26 protein-coding genes and 1 tRNA gene are annotated in these 21,257 nt (G+C 34.3%); 11 read left to right on the plus strand and 16 right to left on the minus strand.

What is annotated here, in order from left to right; translation table 11 throughout:
* Positions 1-8 precede the first annotated feature (8 nt).
* Positions 9-1,310: a bifunctional hydroxymethylpyrimidine kinase/phosphomethylpyrimidine kinase gene (thiD, locus tag NKOR_RS02785; protein WP_014962843.1), complete on the minus strand. Its 1,302-nt coding sequence runs from the start codon at positions 1,308-1,310 to the stop codon at positions 9-11.
* A 103-nt stretch (positions 1,311-1,413) separates the two neighbouring features.
* Here thiD and NKOR_RS02790 point away from each other — a divergent pair, with 103 nt between their 5' ends.
* The 3 genes from NKOR_RS02790 (at position 1,414) to thiC (ending at position 3,382) form a co-directional block, all read left to right on the plus strand.
* Entirely contained in the window at positions 1,414-1,605 is a 192-nt protein-coding gene (locus NKOR_RS02790) for a hypothetical protein (RefSeq protein ID WP_014962844.1), read from the plus strand.
* Between the two features lie 2 nt (positions 1,606-1,607).
* On the plus strand, positions 1,608-1,832 hold the full coding sequence (locus NKOR_RS02795) for a hypothetical protein (protein ID WP_014962845.1): 225 nt from the start codon (positions 1,608-1,610) through the stop codon (positions 1,830-1,832).
* Between the two features lie 221 nt (positions 1,833-2,053).
* Positions 2,054-3,382, plus strand: a complete 1,329-nt coding sequence (thiC, locus tag NKOR_RS02800) for a phosphomethylpyrimidine synthase ThiC (RefSeq protein WP_026089953.1) — start codon at positions 2,054-2,056, stop codon at positions 3,380-3,382.
* Here thiC and NKOR_RS02805 read toward each other — a convergent pair.
* The 10 genes from NKOR_RS02805 to NKOR_RS02850 form a co-directional block, all read right to left on the minus strand.
* A complete protein-coding gene (locus NKOR_RS02805; protein ID WP_014962847.1) occupies positions 3,365-3,769 on the minus strand; it encodes an NUDIX domain-containing protein in 405 nt (134 codons plus the stop codon). The two genes, thiC and NKOR_RS02805, sit on opposite strands and share 18 nt — an antisense overlap.
* A gap of 5 nt (positions 3,770-3,774) precedes the next feature.
* Positions 3,775-4,626 (minus strand): prephenate dehydrogenase/arogenate dehydrogenase family protein, encoded by an 852-nt coding sequence (locus NKOR_RS02810; RefSeq protein WP_014962848.1) that lies wholly within the window; start codon positions 4,624-4,626, stop codon positions 3,775-3,777.
* On the minus strand, positions 4,623-5,993 hold the full coding sequence (locus tag NKOR_RS02815; RefSeq protein WP_014962849.1) for an aminotransferase class I/II-fold pyridoxal phosphate-dependent enzyme: 1,371 nt from the start codon (positions 5,991-5,993) through the stop codon (positions 4,623-4,625). The genes NKOR_RS02810 and NKOR_RS02815 overlap by 4 nt, the downstream gene beginning before the upstream one ends.
* Positions 5,994-5,997: 4 nt before the next feature.
* Positions 5,998-7,095, minus strand: coding sequence for a chorismate synthase (aroC, locus tag NKOR_RS02820; protein ID WP_014962850.1), 1,098 nt, complete (start codon positions 7,093-7,095; stop codon positions 5,998-6,000).
* Positions 7,096-7,422: 327 nt separating this feature from the next.
* Positions 7,423-8,691, minus strand: coding sequence for a 3-phosphoshikimate 1-carboxyvinyltransferase (aroA, locus tag NKOR_RS02825; RefSeq protein ID WP_014962851.1), 1,269 nt, complete (start codon positions 8,689-8,691; stop codon positions 7,423-7,425).
* Positions 8,681-9,535, minus strand: a complete 855-nt coding sequence (locus NKOR_RS02830) for a shikimate kinase (RefSeq protein WP_014962852.1) — start codon at positions 9,533-9,535, stop codon at positions 8,681-8,683. The genes aroA and NKOR_RS02830 overlap by 11 nt, the downstream gene beginning before the upstream one ends.
* A complete protein-coding gene (aroE, locus tag NKOR_RS02835) occupies positions 9,535-10,356 on the minus strand; it encodes a shikimate dehydrogenase (protein WP_014962853.1) in 822 nt (273 codons plus the stop codon). The genes NKOR_RS02830 and aroE overlap by 1 nt, the downstream gene beginning before the upstream one ends.
* Before the next feature lie 49 nt (positions 10,357-10,405).
* Positions 10,406-11,077 (minus strand): type I 3-dehydroquinate dehydratase, encoded by a 672-nt coding sequence (gene aroD, locus NKOR_RS02840; RefSeq protein ID WP_014962854.1) that lies wholly within the window; start codon positions 11,075-11,077, stop codon positions 10,406-10,408.
* Position 11,078: 1 nt separating this feature from the next.
* Positions 11,079-12,140: a 3-dehydroquinate synthase II domain-containing protein gene (locus NKOR_RS02845; protein ID WP_014962855.1), complete on the minus strand. Its 1,062-nt coding sequence runs from the start codon at positions 12,138-12,140 to the stop codon at positions 11,079-11,081.
* On the minus strand, positions 12,133-12,915 hold the full coding sequence (locus NKOR_RS02850; RefSeq protein ID WP_014962856.1) for a 2-amino-3,7-dideoxy-D-threo-hept-6-ulosonate synthase: 783 nt from the start codon (positions 12,913-12,915) through the stop codon (positions 12,133-12,135). The genes NKOR_RS02845 and NKOR_RS02850 overlap by 8 nt, the downstream gene beginning before the upstream one ends.
* A gap of 135 nt (positions 12,916-13,050) precedes the next feature.
* Between NKOR_RS02850 and mqnC the strand changes: the two genes are divergently transcribed.
* Positions 13,051-14,169, plus strand: coding sequence for a cyclic dehypoxanthinyl futalosine synthase (gene mqnC / locus NKOR_RS02855; RefSeq protein WP_014962857.1), 1,119 nt, complete (start codon positions 13,051-13,053; stop codon positions 14,167-14,169).
* Here mqnC and NKOR_RS02860 read toward each other — a convergent pair.
* Together NKOR_RS02860 and NKOR_RS02865 are read right to left on the minus strand one after the other, a co-directional pair.
* The gene (locus NKOR_RS02860) at positions 14,164-15,606 is read right to left on the minus strand and encodes a menaquinone biosynthesis decarboxylase (RefSeq protein WP_014962858.1); all 1,443 of its coding nucleotides are present in this window, start codon (positions 15,604-15,606) and stop codon (positions 14,164-14,166) included. The genes mqnC and NKOR_RS02860 overlap by 6 nt on opposite strands.
* Before the next feature lie 73 nt (positions 15,607-15,679).
* Positions 15,680-16,054 carry a hypothetical protein gene (locus NKOR_RS02865; RefSeq protein ID WP_014962859.1) on the minus strand — a complete coding sequence of 125 codons (375 nt, stop codon included), beginning with the start codon at positions 16,052-16,054 and terminating at the stop codon, positions 15,680-15,682.
* Positions 16,055-16,150: 96 nt separating this feature from the next.
* On the opposite strand from NKOR_RS02865, the gene NKOR_RS10300 reads away from it, so the two are divergent.
* Both NKOR_RS10300 and NKOR_RS10305 read left to right on the plus strand, forming a co-directional pair.
* Positions 16,151-16,360 carry a hypothetical protein gene (locus NKOR_RS10300; protein ID WP_014962860.1) on the plus strand — a complete coding sequence of 70 codons (210 nt, stop codon included), beginning with the start codon at positions 16,151-16,153 and terminating at the stop codon, positions 16,358-16,360.
* A 76-nt stretch (positions 16,361-16,436) separates the two neighbouring features.
* On the plus strand, positions 16,437-16,616 hold the full coding sequence (locus NKOR_RS10305) for a hypothetical protein (RefSeq protein WP_014962861.1): 180 nt from the start codon (positions 16,437-16,439) through the stop codon (positions 16,614-16,616).
* A 22-nt stretch (positions 16,617-16,638) separates the two neighbouring features.
* Here the strand turns inward: NKOR_RS10305 and bcp are convergent, their stop codons facing one another.
* Positions 16,639-17,103 carry a thioredoxin-dependent thiol peroxidase gene (gene bcp / locus NKOR_RS02875; RefSeq protein ID WP_014962862.1) on the minus strand — a complete coding sequence of 155 codons (465 nt, stop codon included), beginning with the start codon at positions 17,101-17,103 and terminating at the stop codon, positions 16,639-16,641.
* 101 nt (positions 17,104-17,204) lie between these two features.
* Between bcp and NKOR_RS02880 the strand changes: the two genes are divergently transcribed.
* The 4 genes from NKOR_RS02880 to NKOR_RS02895 all read left to right on the plus strand — a co-directional run bounded on the left by NKOR_RS02880 (position 17,205) and on the right by NKOR_RS02895 (position 19,298).
* Positions 17,205-17,909, plus strand: coding sequence for an MIP/aquaporin family protein (locus NKOR_RS02880; RefSeq protein ID WP_014962863.1), 705 nt, complete (start codon positions 17,205-17,207; stop codon positions 17,907-17,909).
* A 38-nt stretch (positions 17,910-17,947) separates the two neighbouring features.
* A complete protein-coding gene (locus NKOR_RS02885) occupies positions 17,948-18,370 on the plus strand; it encodes a hypothetical protein (protein WP_014962864.1) in 423 nt (140 codons plus the stop codon).
* The gene (locus NKOR_RS02890) at positions 18,367-19,185 is read left to right on the plus strand and encodes a hypothetical protein (protein WP_014962865.1); all 819 of its coding nucleotides are present in this window, start codon (positions 18,367-18,369) and stop codon (positions 19,183-19,185) included. Before NKOR_RS02885 ends, NKOR_RS02890 begins: the two co-directional genes overlap by 4 nt.
* 38 nt (positions 19,186-19,223) lie before the next feature.
* Positions 19,224-19,298, plus strand: a tRNA-Arg gene (locus NKOR_RS02895).
* Between the two features lie 51 nt (positions 19,299-19,349).
* On the opposite strand, the gene NKOR_RS09910 is transcribed toward NKOR_RS02895, so the two are convergent.
* Positions 19,350-19,499 carry a hypothetical protein gene (locus NKOR_RS09910; RefSeq protein WP_016939711.1) on the minus strand — a complete coding sequence of 50 codons (150 nt, stop codon included), beginning with the start codon at positions 19,497-19,499 and terminating at the stop codon, positions 19,350-19,352.
* Between the two features lie 379 nt (positions 19,500-19,878).
* On the opposite strand from NKOR_RS09910, the gene NKOR_RS02900 reads away from it, so the two are divergent.
* Positions 19,879-20,454 (plus strand): NADPH-dependent FMN reductase, encoded by a 576-nt coding sequence (locus NKOR_RS02900; protein ID WP_014962866.1) that lies wholly within the window; start codon positions 19,879-19,881, stop codon positions 20,452-20,454.
* Positions 20,455-20,527: 73 nt separating this feature from the next.
* Here NKOR_RS02900 and NKOR_RS09915 read toward each other — a convergent pair whose 3' ends face one another.
* Positions 20,528-20,686, minus strand: a complete 159-nt coding sequence (locus NKOR_RS09915) for a hypothetical protein (protein ID WP_016939712.1) — start codon at positions 20,684-20,686, stop codon at positions 20,528-20,530.
* Positions 20,687-21,257 lie beyond the last annotated feature (571 nt).

A 21,257-nucleotide genomic window follows, 5' to 3' on the forward strand; every position in this document is an offset into this window, starting at 1 on the left:
CTGTGATTTTATCCTGTAATTTTTAATATTTTTTTTAAAACATTTTCTGGTGTTTTGCCAAAAACAATAATCATTGGTTCTTTTCCAAAGTCCCCTTTATGATAAATTACATCTGGAATATTTTTTGAATTTTTAATTGCAAAATTTATTCCCCATTTAATTGTCGAACCTTTGATTTTAACATCTTTGGGTTCTAAACTACGATCATAACTACCTACTATCAATTTAGATTTTTTAATTTTTGATATAGTTGTTTTTTGATATTTTAAATTAATTGCCGAACAAATTTGTGGATATTTCTTATTCATAGATAACAATGCAGTTGCAACGTGTTTTGAGCCACCGTATTTCAGTTCTCCAGCAACAATGACTCTTTTTTCTGCCTTGACAATTCTTCCTGAAATTCCCAAAACATCTTTTGTAGATTTTGGTTTTTGTTTTGAGAATACAAAATTTGTTTGGCATTCTGGAATATTTTTGTAAATTCCTTTTATTTCGGTAAATCTGTTTATTGCATTAGACAAGTCTTCTTTGATCTTGTCTTCACTCTGTATGTCTGTAATTAAAACACCTTTTCCAATCTTTTTTGCATTTTTTATCGAGTCGTATGTGAATTTTCTTGCAAAATACAATGATTCTTTGATGCTTTTCTTTTTTGCAAGAGAATAGACTATTGCAGCAGAGTGATTGCAACCACTACCGTGATTAATTTTTGAAATCTTTTCTCCTGATATGACATATTTTGTGTTTTTTTCTAGTACAAAATCTGATATTTTGTTGTTTCTTCCTTCAATTCCTGTGATTACGACATTTTTTGCTCCCATATCTTGAATCTTTTTTGCAATTATTTTAGGCGTATTTTTTCTTGAAATTTTAGTTTTTGATAGAAATTCTGCCTCATCTTTGTTTGGTGTAATTACTGTGGCAAGTGGAATGATATATTTTTTAAAATCTTTTACTGCATTGATTTCTAATAATTTTCCTCCTGTGGTTGATTTGATTACTGGATCAACTACAATTGGAATTTTTAATTTGTTTAATTGTTGATAAATTACTTTGATAATTTTTGAATTATACACCATTCCAATTTTAATTCCGTCAATTTTAAAATCTAAAAACAATGATTCTAGTTGTTTTTTTAACATCTTCGATGATACTGGTTCAACAATTCCAAAGTTTGAAGTGTTTTGACTTGTGATTGCTGTAATAACAGTTAATGTGTATGTGTTTAATGCTGAAAACATTCTGATATCGCTTTGAATCCCTGCCCCTGATGAAGGATCAGAACCTCCAATTGATAATATGTTCACGCTATTTTCTTATTGTGTAGACTAATCTATTTTTCCTTTTAATTTATTGAATTTCCCAATTTTTATGATATTTGTTTTATAGTTTGAATTTTATTTCATACTTATGACTAAAGTTCCATTGATTGATGATTTTTCTCCTAAAGAATTACGTTGTACAACATGTTTGTTGCCTATGCAATATCAAACAAAAAAAGATGGGAAATTCCTGTGGCAATGTTTCAAATGTGGAAAACAATATCTTGTGTCTGGTAATGCTGATGATTCTCTCGAAGAGAGCTGGAGTCCTCCGAGGTAATCATGTCTGATATATCTTCTGTAAAATTAGAAAATCAAAAACTTCGAGAATATATTTCATTGATTACTGCTGAATTAGAATTGTCTCAAAGGGTTGCTGAAATAAAGCAAAACTTTGCAAATTCTCCTGATTCTGAGCGTATAATTCGGCCTATCTTGGATAGAATCTCTAAACTTCAGTCTGAAAAACTGTCTCTTGAAAAAGAATTGAATCTAATCTTATCCTGATGATTGAGTAACACAATCAAAAGAACAGAACTCGTCTTTCATACTGTAAAACTCTCGTCCACAATGTCTACATTCCCTAATTGCTCTCACGAGATCTATGCTGCATTATTCCATTTAAAGCCGATCTATTTTCTTAATATATTATCAAGAAAATCTCAAGCGATCAACAAATTTTCGTAACCGTATGATTGTTTAAATCAGGCGAAAGCCTAGAATATTTTATGGCCACTCAAATGACTGCAGCACGACGTGGTGTTGCAACTGATGAGATGAAACAAGTTGCAAAAGATGAAGATGTTTCACTTGATTGGCTAATCCCAAAAATTGCAAAAGGCTCTATAATCATTCCAAGTAATAACTGCAGGCCTCAAAAAATTCACAATGTTGGAATTGGCAAGGGTTTGAAAACAAAAGTAAATGTCAACATTGGCACATCCACATTAAATGTAAACCTTGAAGAAGAAATTGAAAAGGCAAAAGTTGCTGTAAAATACCATGCAGATACTATGATGGATCTTAGTGATGGTGGTGATGTAAAGCAAATCAGAAAAACTTTGTTAGAAACTGCACCAATCACTTTTGGCACTGTTCCAATTTATGAGGCATACAATTATGGTGTTGAAGTTCACAAAAACCCTCTAAATCTTACTGAAGATGATTATCTAAATGCATTTGAAAATAATGCAAAAGATGGTGTTGATTATACTACTATTCATTGTGGAATCACAAAAGATATTGCAAAAAGAATACTAAAAGTTCAAAGATATGGTGGTGTTGTTAGCAAAGGTGGTACCATAACTGCTGCTTGGATGTTAAAACACGACAAAGAAAATCCATACTTGACCCATTATGATTACCTTGTAGAGATGGCAAAAAAATACGATGTCACTTTTAGCCTTGGCGATGCTCTTAGACCAGGCTCAATTTTGGATTCACATGATGAATTACAAGTCCAAGAAATGATTAACATCTCTCAACTAACAAAACGAGCACATGAACAAGATGTCCAAGTAATGGTTGAAGGGCCTGGACATGTTCCTCTAAATGAAGTTGCAGCAAATGTTAGATTGGCAAAATCTCTGATTGGTGATGTTCCATATTATGTTCTAGGTCCCTTGGTAACTGATGTTGCGTCTGGACATGATCATATTGCAAGTGCTATTGGCGCAGCTGTATCTGCCAGCGAAGGCGTTGATCTTTTGTGTTATCTTACTCCTTCAGAACATCTTGCATTGCCAAATGCTGATGAAGTAAAGGCCGGATTAATTGCATATAGAATTGCTGCGCATGCAGGTGATCTTGTAAAAATTCGTGATAAGGCGATTAAATGGGATATGGAAATGACTGAAGCTCGGCGTACTTTAGATTGGGAGAAACAACTTGCTTTGTCTATTGATCCTGAAGAAGCTGCAAAAATACATAGTAGAACAGGACAACATCCTGGTAATAATGTCCCCTGTACTATGTGTGGGGGTGCATGTGTTTACATGATGTTGCCTCAACAAAAAAAATATGATAAAGAAAACGAAAATTTACAACAAATTGAATAATACTTTTTGAAGGCTAGGTACTGTTTCATAATTTTTTAATTCGTCCACTTTGATCCATTTGAAATCAGAATTTTCCCAATTGAGTTTGATTGTTGGATTTTTTGCTTCAAATAAAAATGGAAAAATCTTCCATTCGTGATTTTGATATTGTGGTGAGTTGACACTCATTTCTTCTGCAGATTTTATCAAAGTAATTTTGTCTTCAGTAATTCCAACTTCTTCAAAAATTTCAATTTTTGCTCTTTTTAGTGGCTCTTCATTTTTTTCTATGATTCCACTGACGCCTGCCCATAAACCTTTCATGGTTTTAACCTCCTCGCTTCGTTTTAAGATTAGTAATTTCTCATTATTTTTGATAAAAGATGTCACTATCTTTGTTGAGCGCATATCCGTTATTTTTCAACGACTTTGACCATCTTTGTCAGTTTCTTATATGACTCATTGATGTCTGTATGTTTGGCTAGTCTTTCTTGACAATCTTTGATGTAATTTACCACTTCTTCTGTTTTTGATTCTTGAACAGCAGTAAGTAATCTGCCAATATCTTTCCAAAGTTCCTCTGCCACTCTACGGATTTCTGGATTTGCAATGATAGTTTCAATTAATTCTGGAGATTCTGTCATAATACTTTCTGCCAATGTCTTTTGAACTCTGAATGTTGTACCTGACATTTTTTCTGTAAGTAACATCTTTTCATCTTTTGAAATAATGTTTGCAAAAACTAAATTCATTAAATGAGTTAATCCTAAAATAACTGCAATCTTTTTGTCATGCTCTACTGCATCAATTGTAACAAAATTTGCCCCTTCAAATAGAGATTTTGTTACAGTTAACTCTTTTTTTGCATCTTTAATTGGAACTGAAATTATATTTTGACCTTTTATTGTTTTTACACCCGGACCAAACATAGGATGAATACAAATTGGATTGATCTTTGCAGGCATTTTTGATAGTGATGAAACGACTTTTGATTTTTCTGATGAAATCTCAATAAGATATGTGCCTCTTTTCATCTCTTTTGCAATTAGCCTGATGATCTCTGGGGTTCTTCTTGTAGGTGTACATAACACCACATAATCTGCCTTTAGAATTGCACCTACTAGGGAATCTGATTGTATTATTCCCTTGCCTGGAATTTTGTTTTCTGAATCAAAACCTGTTACTTCAAATCCTTTATCTGCAAAATATTTTGCAAACCATTGGCCCATTTGGCCTCCTGCTCCAATTACTGTAACTTTCTTCATTGATACTCACTCATGATATCCTTTAGTATATTCATTCCCTCAATTAGTGTCTTCTCGTCTTGACATGCAGAAATTCTTATGAAATTTTTATAATCTCCAAATCCTTCTCCTGGTGCTATTGCTAAACCTTTTTCAAGTGTGTTGTTTGCGAATTGTACTCCGTCAAACCCTTCTTTGTTGACTTTGGCAAAAATGTACATTGCACCATCTGGAACAACAATCTCCAAATTCATCTCCTTTGCCTTTTGAATCAACACATCTAGTCTATTCTGGACTGTTTTATTGTTGTTGGATATGTCTGCATCTAATGCCCTCATGGCAATATACTGGATTGGTTCTGATACATTTGTTAGACACAGTGCCTCTAATTTTGCCATCTTTTCAATAATTTTGACATCTGCAATTGCATATCCTATTCTAAATCCTGTCATAGCATGGGATTTTGAAAATGATTGTGTTACAATACTTTTGTCATAATCATAAGTCAAAACACTTTTCCAACTAGTTTTTACATATTCCGAATAAATCTCGTCACTTAGCACATACAGGTTATTTTTTTTAGCAATTCCAATAATCTCGTCTTGCAATTTTTCTGGAAGGACTTTACCTGTTGGGTTATTGGGGTAATTCAAAACAATCATTTTTGTATTTGAATTAATTATATTTTGAATTTGTTCAATTGAAGGCTCCCATTTGTTTTCTAATGTTGTGTTTATTGTCCTGACTTTAATTCCTGAATTTAATGCACAATCTTTGTAGGCAGGCCATGCAGGCTCAATTACAATCATTTCATCACCTGGATTAAGAAGAGTAGAAATTGCTGTAAATATTGAGAACCTTGCACCAGGACTTATTATGATATTTTTTTCAGAGATGTTTACACTAAATTTTTTATTTACATGTTTTGCAAGTGCTTCTCTAAAAATTGGCATTCCTTTTGCTTGTCCATACTTTAGAAATCCTTTATCATACACTTCTTCTAATGCATCTTTTACAATTGTTGGAGGCAAAAAGTCTGGTTCACCCACTTCCATGTGAATGATATTTTTCCCTTGTTGTTCCAATTCTTTTGCTTTGAGAAATATTGAAAGGTGTGTCTGTTTGTTTGATGATTGAACTTTGATTGATTCATTTAATAGAAAATTCAAAAATTTTGTAGCAATGTTTTCATCTAATCCAATTTCTTGACATAGTGAAATTACTTTTCCTCGAAGATTTTCTTCACGTGGTTCATCTGTTACTACCTTGCCAATGTTTTTCTTTACTTCCCCAATCTCTTTTGCAATGTCTGTTCTAGTTTTTAGTAACTTTATCATTTGAAGGGTTACTTCATCCATCTTATTTCGTAAGTCGTTGATATCTGACATTTTCCTACAAAACGGGCTTGATTTGGCCTGAAATTAGAGCATGGTCTGCAATTGTTAGTGCTACAAGAGAGTCAACTACTGGTGGTGCTCTTGGAACAACACATGGATCGTGCCTCCCCTTCACTTGAAGTGTAGTCTCTTTTTTGGTTTTGATGTCTACTGTGCTTTGCTTTTGTGAGATTGATGATGCTGGTTTGAATGCAATTCTCATTGTAATGGGCATACCATTTGAAATTCCTCCTAAAATTCCTCCTGAATTATTTGTCTTTGTTACAATTTTACCTCTTTTTACAGTATACAAGTCATTGTTCTCAGAACCAAAAAGCTCTGAACCTCTAAATCCAGAACCAAACTCCACACCCTTTACGGATGGAATAGAAAACATTGCTTTACTCAAATCTGATTCTAATGAACTAAAAATCGGTTCACCTAATCCAACTGGAACATTTGTTGTCACTGATTCAATTATGCCTCCTAGCGAATCACCTTTTTTTCTTGCATCTAAAATTCTTGCTCTCATCATTTTTGCTGTTTTAGTTTCAGGACATCTTACCTCGTTTTTGTAAATTGAGTTAATCATTTTTTCATTAAATTCTCTTTCCATCTTTATTTTTCCAATCTGCGATGTAAACGAATTTGTTTCAATTCCTAAAGTTACTTTGAGAAGTTTTCTTGCAATTGCACCTCCCATTACATGTGTTGCAGTTAATCTTCCAGAAAATCTTCCTCCTCCTCTATGATCATTATATTGATTGTATTTTATCATGGCTGGATAATCAGAATGTCCTGGCCTAAGTTTTGTTTTCAAATTTTCATAATCTTTGGATTTCTGATCACTGTTCCAAATTACCATTGTTATTGGTGCACCTGTTGTATGCCCCCTAAAAACTCCTGAGATAATTTCTACTATGTCTCCTTCTTTTCTTTGTGTTGAAATTAGATTCTGACCTGGCTTTCTTTGGTCTAACATTTTTTGAATGTCTTTTTCATCAATTTCTAATCCTGCAGGACATCCATCCAAAACTGCTCCGATAGATTTTCCATGACTTTCACCAAAACTTGTCAACACAAGACGCTGACCAATAGAACTTCCCGGCAACATACTATCAAAGTTAAATGATGCTTATAATTCCTCATTCCAAATTTTTTAAAATTTTTACTGTATGTTGGATTATTTCTTTGTCATGACTTAGGTGTGGTTAAAAATTATAAAATATAATTATATTTTATGAAATAATTCTAATATATTCTTAAATATGATAATAACGTACACAATATATGGAAAAACGTGCAAATTTTACTCCATAATTTGCGCGGCCTTGCGAAAAAGACATGTTATCTACGCGAAAGCGTTGAGGGTGTGGAGAATGCTTTTCACCCTATACAAGGTCGCGCCTTTTACCCCTTTTAGTTCATTTTTTTAAAAAAATTATTCAAGTTGAATTTTTGCCCCAACTCTGTTCATCTCTTCTATGAAATTAGGATAAGAGACCTGAACTGATTCTGGATCTGTTACAGTACAATTTCCAATGTACATTCCAGCAATACAAAACGCCATGAACAATCTATGATCGTTTTCTGAATTCAGTTCTGCTCCATTAAGAACTTCTGCTGATTCTAAAACTAGTCCATCTTCATTTTCTTGAATTTTAATTCCTAGTTTTGTTAACTCTCTTGATGTTATTGCAATTCTATCTGTTTCTTTTAATCTTGCATGTTTTACATTGACAATTTCAATTGGTTTTTCTGAATTTAATGCAAGTATTGCTAATGGCGGTAAGAGATCTGGTGAATTGCTCAAATCAAATCTTCCTCCTCTTAGTTTTTGAGGGGACTTTATTTTGATTTCATCATCATCAATACTTACTGTTACTCCTAACTGTTCTAGTATGTCGATGAATACTTCATCACCTTGGGGCAAATTCCCAATATTTCCTTTAATTATCGTTCTATCTCCATTTAATACTGCTGCAGATAAAAGTAATGCAAGACTTGAAAAATCAATTGGAACTGTAAATGTTGTTGAATTGTAAACTTGTGGTGAAATATTGTATCTTTTGTATGGAATTAATGTTTGTACACTAACTCCAAATTTTCTCATTGTTGCAATTGTTGCATCAAGGTATGGTTTTGATACCAGATTGTCTTTTATTGAAAGGTTGATTCCTTTCTCAGTTAATGGTGCACTGATTAATAATGCAGAAATAAATTGACTCGAAAAATTTCCTGGAATTGTTACATCTCCTCCCATAATCTTTCCTTTAATTTTGATTGGTGGTTTTCCATCAGTTGATTGACATTGTGCGCCTATGCTTGATAATGCATCTAAGAGAGGTTGCATGGGTCTTTTCTTGAGGCTTTCATCTCCAGTTAGAGTAATCTCTTCTGAAAACAAACTTGCAATCCCTGAGGCTATTCTGATTGTTGTTCCGGAGTTCTCAGTATTAATCTCAGGCACAATTTTATCAAATTTTATGGGATTTTTGACAATTATTGATGAATTTTCTGTTTCAATCTCTGCACCAAATCTCTTACATGCTTCAATTGTTGCTCTAGTGTCTGCTGATAACAGTACATTTTCCACCTTACTGTTGTTTCCTGCAAGTGATGCCAGAAATATTGCTCTGTGTGTATAGCTCTTATTTGGAGGACAAATTATTTGTCCTGATATTTTTGATTTCTCTATTTTACACTTCATGAACTTCAGCCTTTTTGTTACTGATTTTTGAAATAATGATATTTCCTTCTAATGCTGAAAATGCTTTTTTGATATTAGATTCATTTTCTTTTTTTGTTATTGCTGCAATTGCTGGACCGTTGCCTGAAACTGATGCACCTAAAGATCCTCTTTCAATCAACTCTGTTATAATTTCTGGACTTGAACTTAGAATTGATGCTGTTGCCAATCCATTAATTATCATTGCCTCCCAATAGTTTGTCTTTCTTGCTAAATTCCATGCATGATCAAAAACTGATGATAATACTTTGAGTTTTTTCAAATTTCCACGTTTTCTATTTTTTGGAATAAAGATTACTGCAATCAAGTTTGATGGGCCTTTCTCATGACTTATTCTTTTTTTCTTTGCATTGTCTGTAACGTTAAATCCTCCATAATAACAGGAACATGCATCATCATATGCTCCTGTAATACTTACTTTTGATTCAATTGATGCGTCAACTCCTGCAAGTAGAATTTGTTTATCTGTAAATTTTGGCTTGAATATTTTTGCACAGCCTAATGCAACTGCTGATGATATTGCACTTGAACTTTTTAATCCATAACCTGTGGGGATTTCTGATTCTAATGTGATTGTAATTTTATTTTGTTCAAGGTCTTTTTTTGAAACGATTTTTTCAACTGTTTTGTTGATCAAACGAGAACTGAGAGTTTTATTTTCTGATTGAATGACTATTCCTTTTCCGGGAGATGTCTCTATTGTGGCTTCTACTTTAAGATCTATTCCTAACGTGGCTCCTTTTTGATTTGCAATTGCATTTACCAGTGAAACTGCTCCGTGAACGGTTGCCTTTACCTTTGCCATCAGACTCCTCCTAACAGTGCTTTTTTCATGGCATTATAAGGTGCTTCCATACCGTGCCAAATCTCAAATGCTCTTGCTGCCTGACCTAGCAACATCTCATATCCAAAAATAACAATAGCGTTTTTTTCTTTTGCTTTTTTTAGAAAGTCTGTATGCATTGGCATGTATACGATATCATAAACAACTGTCTCTTTATCAATACCTTCAAGCGAAATTGGACTAGATTCATTTTTGAGTCCTATTGATGTTGCATTGACAATAATGTTATAATTTTTTGCAGATTCTCCAACTTTATCAACAGTTATGGCATTTGCACTAAGACTAATCTTTTGTGCAAATTCTACCAAACTGTTTGCTTTTTCTATTGTTCTGTTTGCTATTGTAATGCTTTTTGCTTTTTCTTTTGCAAAGCCTGCCACTATTGCTCTAGCGGCTCCACCTGCTCCCAGCAAAAGCACATTTGAATTTGCAATGTCTACATTTCTTTTCTTTAATGGTTCTAGAAAACCATCCATGTCTGTATTGTATCCTTTCAGTATGCCATCGTTGTTTACAACTGTGTTTACTGCACCAATCAAACTGCAAGACTCATCAATTTTATCCAAATATTTCATCATCTCAACTTTGTGTGGGATGGTAACGTTGAATCCGTTGATTTTAATTTTTTTTAACCCCTCGATTCCTTCTCCTAACTCTTCTTTTGGAATTCTATATGCAATGTATGAACAATCAAGGTTTAGTTCTCTGAATGCAGCACTGTGAATGTTCGGAGATAAGGAATGATCAATTGGATCCCCTATAACTGCAAATGTTTTCCCCATATTATCTTCGAGTAGTATGATTGATTTAAACTCTCAATTAGTCAAAAGGTTATTTTTTCAAGTTTGTTATTTTATTTACTTCATCAACACTGAATTGACCTGGAGCAACTGCTTTTCCTAAGGAGACGTACGTGTATGGACTGCCCAAATATAGGCATAAAATTCTTGAAATCCTACCGTAATCGCCCATGGCAAATGAGATTAGATTATTTTTGCCTTTCTTACTGTATAACTCCAGTATCCTTGTAGAGTCATCAGTTGATTTTGCAGTACTGACAATCTTTACAAAATTTGAGAATTTGCTCATTTGATTTAACTTCTTTTTTAATTCTGCAGAGTTGGGAGTTTTCTTAAAGTCGTGCCAAGAAACAAGTAATTTTGTTTTAGTTGATTTTAGATATTTGACTAGTGATGTATTTCTTTTCAGAGTGTTGAACTCTACATCTAGTAAAAATGGGTTGTACTCTGCAATTAATTTTATTATTGAAATTCTCTCTTTTTCATTTCCTGAAAACTGTCCTCCTTCTGTTTTTGGTCTTAGTGTACATACTGATTTTTTCAAATCTTTTTTAATTAGTTCTAGTGTTTGTGGAATTTGTTCCATTTTTAGAAAATCAAATCTTATCTCAACAAAGTCTGATTTCTTTAAAGCTGTCTTTAGTGTCTGTTTGACTTTGTTAGGTGTCTTTTCTGCAATGGATACACAAGTCTTGTATTTCATTTTATTTTTCTAAAATGTATTCGTCTGAAACTTCCATGCCAAAATGTCTACCTGTAGCAGGTTTTGAATGAACCATAACAGTATCTCCTTTCTTAAGATGTGTAACTGATACTAGTTGTCCATTTGGTTTTACAAAACGAATTGTCTCTGCATCTTGTGCAATAATTCCGCCTATCTCATTTCCTGCTTTTGCTTTTATCATTAACATTGGTCTTCTTTCAATCTTTGATCTTCCTACAGTTGCTCGTCTTGCCTTTCCTTTGGAATTTAGAATTAATACTTCTGAGCCTGTTTCTACTTCTGAGAGATAGTTGGTTGTACCGTCTGGAGATAATGTGTAACAATGTACTGCCCCTGCATTGACTCTAAATGGTCTTGGTGATGTAAATGACGAACCCACTGATTCATTATGTACCAAAAACAAAAAGTTTGATCTGCTTCCAATCAACATCCCTTCTCCTTTGTGAAGTATTGATGCAGTATCTACGCAAACTCTCTCGCCGTCTCCCACTTCTTTGATGTCAATAATCTTTGCAGGTTTCATGTCAAAACTTCTGGTTCCCAGGTAGACCATTGCTTCTCTAACTTCATTAATTGATGATGTACTGAAAATCACTCCATCTACTCCTACTTCTAGAATTGAGAACATCTTTCTTACTTCTTCAGGTGTTCTTGCAATCGCAAAAATTTTGGTGTGAATCTTGTGAAGTTTTGCAATAATATTCTCTAATGGAATAATTTTCCAGTCTTTAACTTCTACGACTACAAAATCTAATCCTTTTTTTGCAATAGATAAGATATTTTCAATGTCTGTATTTGATAACACTTGGAATTTTCTTCCAACTTTCTTTCCCTTTGGTTTTGATGCATTCTCTTTTTCAAGAACAACATAATTGGCATTGCTTGATGGATAGACAGTTTGTAATTTTGATTTTTTCTTACCAAGTTTTTTTGGGTCAAGGTAAACCATTTTGATTCCTTCATCTTCTAACTGAGGCAAAAGTTTGGATAATTGTGCCTGTGAGCCTTTAGGGGAGATAATTAATTCTCTACTTTTACTCAATTTTCTTCATTGCTTCCTTTGCTGTACCTTTTCTGAAAATTATTTCAGCTAATGCTTCTACCATTTTTTCAGGTGCTTTATGTGCAAAGATATTTCTTCCATATGTGACACCTTTTGCTCCTGCAGTCATGGCGTCTTCAGTCATCTGTAAAATATCTAAATCTGTTTTTGCTTTTGGCCCTCCTGCAATTACAATTGGAACTGGTGTACTCTTTACAACTTTTGCAAATGAATCAATGTCTCCTGTGTATAATGTCTTGACAATATCTGCACCACATTCTGCACCAATCCTTGCAACATGTGCAACAATTTCAGGATCATGCGGATCTTTGATGTTCTCTCCTCTTGGATACATCATTGCTAAAAGTGGCATGCCCCATCTGTGACATTGATCAGCAGTTAACCCTAACTGCTCTAACATTTCTGGTTCTTCTTTTCCTCCAATGTTGATATGCAATGAAACTCCGTCTGCTCCTAATGCAACAGCTTCTTTTACAGTACCTATGAGCATTTTTCGATTAGGTGATAATGATAATGCTGTACTGCTTGAAAAATGAACTAAAATTCCAACTTTGGTTGGTTTTGGTAATGATTTGATAATTCCTTTGTTAATTATTACACTTGTAAGGCCATGACCTTCACATTTGTAAATTGTTGATGCTGGGTCTTCAAGACCCTCAATAGGTCCGTTTGAAATCCCGTGATCCATTGGAATGCATAACATCTTTCCTTTTCTAAGAATTCGATTAAGTCTAATCTGATTACCAGATACCATGAGTTGATCTCCTTTTCGTGCCCTACTTAAAAATAACGTGAATACTCAATCTCAAATTCATTAAGATTTGAGCACAAACCCTCAATTGTTTTTTCTATCAAGGATTAAATAGAAATTCCAAAGGATCAAAGACAATTGAGTCAGACAACTGAGCAACTACAAAAAAGCGACATTAAAGACATTTTGGAAAATTCTCTAAATGGAAAAAGACCTAATCCTGAAGATTGTATGAGATTATTGGAATCTGATGATGTTCATCTGATGGGGCTTGTGTCTGGTCATTTAACAAGAAAACAATTTGGAAAAAAAGCATCTTTTGTAAATAACATAATTTTGAATTATACTAACGTCTGTATTACTGATTGTAAGTTTTGTGCATTCTACAGATCACCTGGGGCTGATGATTCTTACACACTAACATTGGATCAAATTGAATCTCGAGTTAAAACTGCATGGGACATGTTTAAGATTCGTCAAGTGTTAATTCAAGGAGGACATAACCCAAATCTGAAAATTGAATATTATGAAGATGCATTTAGAATGATCAGAGAAAAATTTCCCAAAGTTGGGGTTCATGGACTATCCACATCTGAAATCGACATGATTGCAAGAGTTGAAAAATCATCAACTAAGGAAGTTTTATCCAGACTCAAAGACGCAGGTCTACAATCTATGCCGGGGGCAGGAGCTGAGATCTTAACTGACTCTGTCAAAGAAATCATCAGTCCAAAGAAAATTTCTAGTGATGATTGGATTAGAATCATGGATGAAGCTCATTCTCTTGGAATTCCTTCTTCTGCAACAATGATGTATGGACATGTGGAAAACAAAAATGATGTTGTTGAACACTTTTTCAAACTTGTAAAACTACAAGAAAAAACCAAAGGATTCATGGCATTTATTCCATGGAACTTTGAACCAAATAATACTCTGATGCATAAAGAAGGACTTGTAGAATATGGGACAGGCGGAATTCAACTCTTAAAGATGATTGCTATATCTAGATTGATTTTTGATGGTCTTATTCCACATATTCAATCCTCATGGCTGACAAATGGTATTGGCATGGCACAACTTGCTTTGCAGTATGGCGCAGATGACTTTGGCGGAACCTTGATTGGAGAAGAAGTAGTTTCTTGTACTGGAGCGCGCTCAACCGAACTTACAGATAAAATAATTATTGACGCAATTCATCAAATTGGTTACTCTGTAGAAGAGAGAGATAATTTCTATAACCCTGTCTCAGTATTATAACCCATAATCAGACCATTTAGAATCTACTAGATTTTTTGTTTCATCATCAACTTTTACTTGTTGCTGGATTTCTCTATTGTATCCTTCTTCCTTTGTTTTTTGTGTGGCATCAATTCCCATCTTTGAACCCAAGTTGACAAGTGGTGAAGCTGGATCTAATGTATCTGTTGGAGCATTGTTGATTATTGTGGTGTCTCTTGCTGCATCTGCTCTAGTTGTAATTGCCCAAATCACATCGTTGATATCGTGAACGTTGATGTCTTCATCTACCACAACAAACATCTTTGTTAATGATAGCTGTCCCATTCCCCATAAACCCATCATCACTTTTTTTGCTTGACCTGGATACCTCTTTTTGATTGAAATTATTGCAAATCCTTGGAACCATCCAGCTGCTGGCATGCTAAAGTCAACTACCTCTGGATGAAACATCTGAATTAGCGGCAAAAATGAACGCTCAATAACTTTTCCAATATATGCATCTTCCAAGATTGGTTTTCCGACCACCGTTGTAACGTATACTGGATCTTTTCTTCTCATTATTCCTGTCAGTGTAAATGTTGGATATGGTTCTACTGGAGTATAGTATCCTGTATGATCTCCAAATGGACCTTCATCTCTAATGTCTGATGGATCAACATATCCTTCTAAAACAATTTCAGCATTTGCTGGAACATCCAAATCAATTGTTTTACATTTCACAGTTTTGATTCCTTCTTTTCTTGTAATTCCTGCAAACAAGTATTTGTCTAGTCCTTCTGGAACTGGTGCAATTGATGAAAATACTGTTGCAGGCTCGCCTCCAATAATTATTGCAGTTGGGATTTTCTCTCCTCTGTCTTTTGAGATGTCTCCATGATGTGCACCTCTCTTGTGTTTTTGCCAATGCATTAATGCATGTGTTTTATCAACTATTTGCATTCTGTAAACTCCTAAATTTCTAACTCCTGTTTCTGGATGTTTTGTAGCTACCATCCCTAACGTGATAAATTGCCCTGCATCATTTGGCCAAGATTTTAGAATCGGTAAATCGTCAAACGATGCATCAGTTGATGTGATCTCTGTTACTGGCCCACTAACTTCTGATTTTGGAAATGATGCAGTCATCTTTGAGAGTTCTGGAAGTTTTTTTATTTTGTTTAACAATCCTGATGGAACATCCATCTTTGTCATGTCGGCAATACGTTTACCAATTTCAGTAAAATCTGTCATTTCAAGTCCAATCTCTAATCTTTTCATAGAACCAAACGCATTTCCCAAAACGGGCATATCGTAATCTTTTACGTTTTCAAAAAGAATCGCAGGTCCATCTGAATACATCTCTCTTCTCATAATTTCTGCAATCTCTAAATTCGAATCAACTTCTGTTTGTACTCTCTTCAATTCTCCATTTTTTTCAAGCTCTGAAATGAACTCGTGGATGTCTTCTATTGGCACATTAATTCTGAATACGGTTCAAGTATAAGCTTAACTAGATTTGTATTTGAATTCGTACTTGAAAACACTTTCTCTACATTGGTGGAAGTTCTGTTTTTTTATCGTGTCCACCAGAGCCAAATTTACAGTAAAAGCACAATTCTGATTCCATGTATTTTAGCTGCTCTACTTGTATTGCTCCAAGTTTTAATGCAATCTTTGTTAGAATTTTGTATTTTAATGGCATTGCAGGGATCACCTCATCCATGTATACTCTGTAGTGATCTGGGCAAAACTTGAGAGTGACTTTGGCTGGTTCTTTGCCCTTTTCGTTCACTTGCTTTGTAAAATTGATCTGTTCTCTGATGTATTCGTGTTTTGGGCATGGACAGTCTTTGCCTCCTGGATGTTTGTATGCAGGAGTATTTTTCCAGTCAAATTCTGGAAATTCTTTCTCAAAGTCATCCATGAGATCAGTTAGTAATTTGTGCTTATAAAACTTGATCAAATTTGTGTATGGTAATAACCCAAATGCTCATAAACCCCGGATTATTCATCCTGATTAATGGCAGCTGCTAAAAAGCAAACTAAAAAAGATCTTGAAGACAAGATTGCCGAATTAGAAGCAAAACTAAATTCACTTTCGTCTCAACTATCAAAACCAGCTGAGACAAAACCTGCTGAAACTAAACCAGCTGAGACAAAACCTGCTGAAACTTCCTCCACCTCCAGAACCTCCAAAGCCTTCTGGTACACTTCCAAAAGGAACGGCTGATGCACCTCAAACTACTACAAGTAGTGGGGATGGAAAATCAAGACAAGAACAGCTAGAAGAGTACGAAAAAGATTACTTGCAACGAATTGAACAAGAAAAAGCAGAACGTGAACAAGCTTATCAAGAAGCACTTCAAGCAGAAGTGGAATCAAGAGCTAAACAAACACGTGGCAGCTTACCAAAAGGTTTTGAACCAAAACCTGAACCAAAACCTGAACCTGCAAAATCAAAAGGTACACTTCCAAAAGGTTTCTGACCTTTCACCTTTTTACTTTATTTTATTCTAAATTTTTAAAATCATCAAACACTTGTTTTGAATGACCTGCTGGTTTTACTTTTGGATATATTTTGAAAATTTTTCCTTTTTCATCAACGAGAAAGGTACTTCTCATGACTCCCATGTATTCTCTGCCCATGAATTTCTTCTTGCCCCATACCCCAAACATCTTTGACACTTTTTTATCTACGTCTGCTAAGAGTGGGTACTTGATTTTCATCTTTTCGCAGAATTTTTTATGAGAATCAACATCATCTGGACTAATACCAATAATCTCGATTTCTTCTTTTTGGAATTTTTTATAGTCTTTTGAGAATTCGTCTGCTTCTGTAGTGCATCCTGGGGTGAAGTCTTTTGGATAAAAGTAGATGGCATGTTTTTTGCCTTTAAAATCTGAAGATTTTACCTTATTTCCATTGGCATCATTTATCTCAAACTTTGGAACAGAATCCCCCTCTGAAATCATATGTTTTCAAACAAATGAACCTGTAATTAATTACTTTTTGATCTTAACTGATCACTTTTAGTCCGAATCTTTTATATGGAAATTGGCGGGGCTTTTGCTTAATGGTTAATCCAAGAGCGTACCTTGCTGAAGCAATCTCTACATATGGATTGGTATTTTTCGGTCCTCTTTCAGTAATTTTGGCAATTGCATCATTTGGCGAGGAATTGACAACGATGTCTGTACTATTCATTTCTCTTGGACACGGTGGTGCAATCGCTTTGATGATCTATGCATTTGGTCATGTGTCTGGTGCTCACATTAACCCAGCAGTTACGATTCCTATGATGATTACAAGAAAGATTGGAATTGCAGATGGAATTGGTTATATTATTTCACAATTAATTGGTGCTGTAGCAGCTGCTGCAACACTCAAAGCAATCTTGCCAGAACTTGGAGCTAAAGTAAACTTTGCAACTCAAGGTGGACCAAGCGATTTAATCAATAACAGTATTGGTTCAGGTTTTGCAATTGAGGCCATCTTGACATTCTTCTTAGTTACTGTTATCTTCATGAGTGCTGTTCACAAGAAAGCATCTCCTGGATGGCATGGATTTACCATTGGTGGTATGGTCTTTTTGATTCACCTGATTGCCGTTCCATTGACTGGTGCATCAGTAAACCCTGCAAGAACATTTGGTCCTGCACTAATTTCTGGATTCTGGGAATTCCATTGGTTGTATTGGGCAGCTCCAATTCTAGGTGGTATTATTGCTGGTTTGATAATGAATTATGTCTTTGTCAAACAAGCAGAACAAGAAGCATAATCCCAACATTTTTAAAAATTTGAAATTATTTTCCCTGTATGAGTTCTGATGAAATTTCGTCAATGCTTAATACTGAATCTCAAAAACTTGAGCATCTAATTTCAAATGTATCTGATGATGCAGAAATTAATGAAATTGTGGAGACTTATTATCAAGTCATGAATGTTTCTTCAATGATTTCTATGCTAAAACAACAACTAGATTCTGAAAACCACAAAGTTTTGTTAGACCAAGTTGATAAGACTGAACAGCTCATTTCGGAGAAATTTAATACTGGAATTCATCCAAAAATCCTAGACAAACTTTCAAACTCTATTCAAGAAACTACAAAGACACTACAATCAAGTTCTGGAGAAAAAACTAAGGATCAAATTGAAACTGAATCTAAATTATTTGAAGAATTACGAAAAAAGATGAGTACAAAAGAATTCGTTGAACAATATGATAAAGGATTGTCATGATTGAACAATTAGCAAAAAATCTTGTTTCTCTAAAAAAAGAATTTGCAAAAACATATGATGGAAAAAGTCAGATGCAAGAAGTAATTCCAATTTCAACTTCTGATTTGTTTCAGATATCTCAACAAGATTTAGAACTACTGCATCAGTTTGCAAAAAAGAATCCTATCTATTACAATTCATATGAACAAACAATTGGTAATACAAAATGTGTTGTTTATGAAGGTGACATCAACAAATATTGGCTGAACAGTATTCAACATGGTTCTAGCAATGCGCCTTTCTCACCTACTTGGATATTGTCAGCCTATGTTGCAACCTTGATGGCAAAAAAACTTGGATATTCTGAAGTGATTGATATTGGATCTGGTGATGGAAGAATTGCTTTTTGCTCCAAAGTTTTGGATATGGAAGCATATAGCATAGAACTTGATGATCAGTTAATAGAACTTCAAAAGACACTTGTTACAACTCTTGACTTTCATCCATTTTGTTCTAATGCAATAACTTTTGATTACCAATCTTTGAATTTGACTGCTCCTGTATTTTTCATTGGAGGCCTTGCCCAAATGGGAGGAAATGCTTTAGCAACAGGTGTGATTGACCATATTGCTTCTCATGACTTGATGAAAAAATCTGCTTGGGTTTTTGCAGGTACACATTCTCAAAAATATGCTCCTGATCCTAAAAATGAGGCTGGTTGGGGAACCCTTATTGAAAAAAACAAATTCCGAAAACTAGAAACAATTTCTTTACCTACTGTTTGGACATTTCATGAAACCGATGAAACTCCGTATATTTTTGCAGAATCTCAGTAATAGCAATCCAAATTAAGTGTAAATTTACCAAAGTTTTCGGACTCGTTGCATAGCTTGGATAGTGCGAACGCTTGCGGAGCGTTAGGTCGCCGGTTCGAATCCGGTCGGGTCCGGTTATTTTCATTAGTGAATTCCCTAATAATATTAAAAAAGGAATTTTGCTGCTAGCCTAGCAAACCACTAGCAACAAGATATGCTCCAGCACCCATTCCAATTACTACACCTATACCCATGCAGATGAGGTCATATTTTACGACCTTTTTGAAGGGTGCTTGAACCATTCTATCCCAGTTTGAGATTTGTGGTGTTTTCATAATTCTATTTAGAACTAGTTACAGATAGAATGCGGTAAGCTACTTAGCTTACTCTAGCTTATCATCGTGAATGTTGTATGTATTTCATGCAAGAACGACATTTCCCTAGACAAGAAACCATCTGTGAATTTTTTTCACAGCGTTCTTGCACTTTTATAAAGAGGGTGATACTTTGAATTTCCCATTAAAAGAAAAATCAAGTGTAACTATGCCCCGTCATAAAAAGACGTTTTATGGATTCTATGTCTCTACTGCTATCTTAATTGTAATACTTTCCTTGGGATTGTAGTGTTGTTTATAGGGTTTCAAAAAAATTCTGAATGTAATTTACTATGTATCTAAAGAAAAAAGATAAGAGTAATCTCTGGAAATAAAGAACATGAAGCCAAAAATACTTGCATTTGCAGGTAGTACACGTACCGGTTCTTTTAACAAAAAATTGGTCAAAATATCTGCTCAAGGAGCAATTGAATCTGGTGCAGATGTAACTATAATTGATCTCCGAGACTATTTGATGCCTCTTTTTGATGCAGATTTGGAGGAAAATGAAGGGATTCCATCTAATGCATGTAAATTAAAAGAATTATTGTCATCTCATCACGGATTTTTAATTGCATCTCCTGAGTACAATAGTTCTATTTCGGGAGTTTTAAAAAACATGATAGATTGGACATCGAGACAGGGTGAAGATGAGGAACCTTTGATAGGTTACAAAGACAAAGTCGCAGGATTGATGAGCGCCTCTCCTGGAAAACTAGGTGGGTTAAGGGGATTGGTTCATGTTCGCGCTATTCTTGAAAACATGGGAGTATTGGTAATGCCAAACCAAACAACAATATCTCAAGCTCATGAAGCCTTTGACTCCAACAATATGTTGAAAGACCAGAAACAAGAACAGAAAGTAAAACGAATTGGATCTGATTTAACTCAAATTTTACTGAAATTAAATTCTTAACCCTTTCTGATATTTTTTTGGCCTATTTTGTCCAAATCCTCACAAAAGTATACCTGAATACATAATTTTATGTCTAATGATAAATCAGGTATGGAATTTTATCTTTTATGTCGGGTGTGGGGTTTGAACACTGACCACATCTTGGAAGAATGATTTCTGCATCATAATCGACTTCTCCAATAACTTTGCCACAATCTCTACATGTTATTGATTTTGTATCATAAATGTTCAATATGTATATTGTAAGAGATTATTGCCAATAAAGTAACATGTCTCAAAAATGAACATTTGTAAGAAAATTCCAATTAAATTAAAAAGATTTTAGGTTTTTAAAAATTAGATTTATTTTTCAGAAAATAGTATATTCAACATGATGAGTTACCTAGTACATAACAGTTCATTACGAAATGTCCTGATCTTCATTGGAATTATGGCTGCGGTATCTGCATTAGTTTTGTTTTTAAAATAAATAAAAATTCACTTTATTTGTCTTTTTTAAGTGAATTCTAATGAAGGCAGACCTGCATCGCATGAGAGTATAAGGCAGCTGTCTTATCACGAATTCACTTGATGCATTATACTGTTTTCATGCTATTAAGGTAGTAATCAGTTGATAGTATTCTGAATAAAATCAACTAGTTTGCTTGTTTTAGATTTTTATCAAAAAATATCTTGATTATATTCTAGTCTCAATCTGTTCTTTCATGAATCAAAGTTTACTACATCTCAAAACAAATCAAGAGAATTGCAATCATTCTATATCTGCAAGAATGCCTGAATTAATGAATAAACGTGAATGCTTA

Origin of the sequence: Candidatus Nitrosopumilus koreensis AR1 (assembly GCF_000299365.1) — an archaeon.
GTDB classification, from domain to species: Archaea; Thermoproteota; Nitrososphaeria; order Nitrososphaerales; family Nitrosopumilaceae; genus Nitrosopumilus; species Nitrosopumilus koreensis.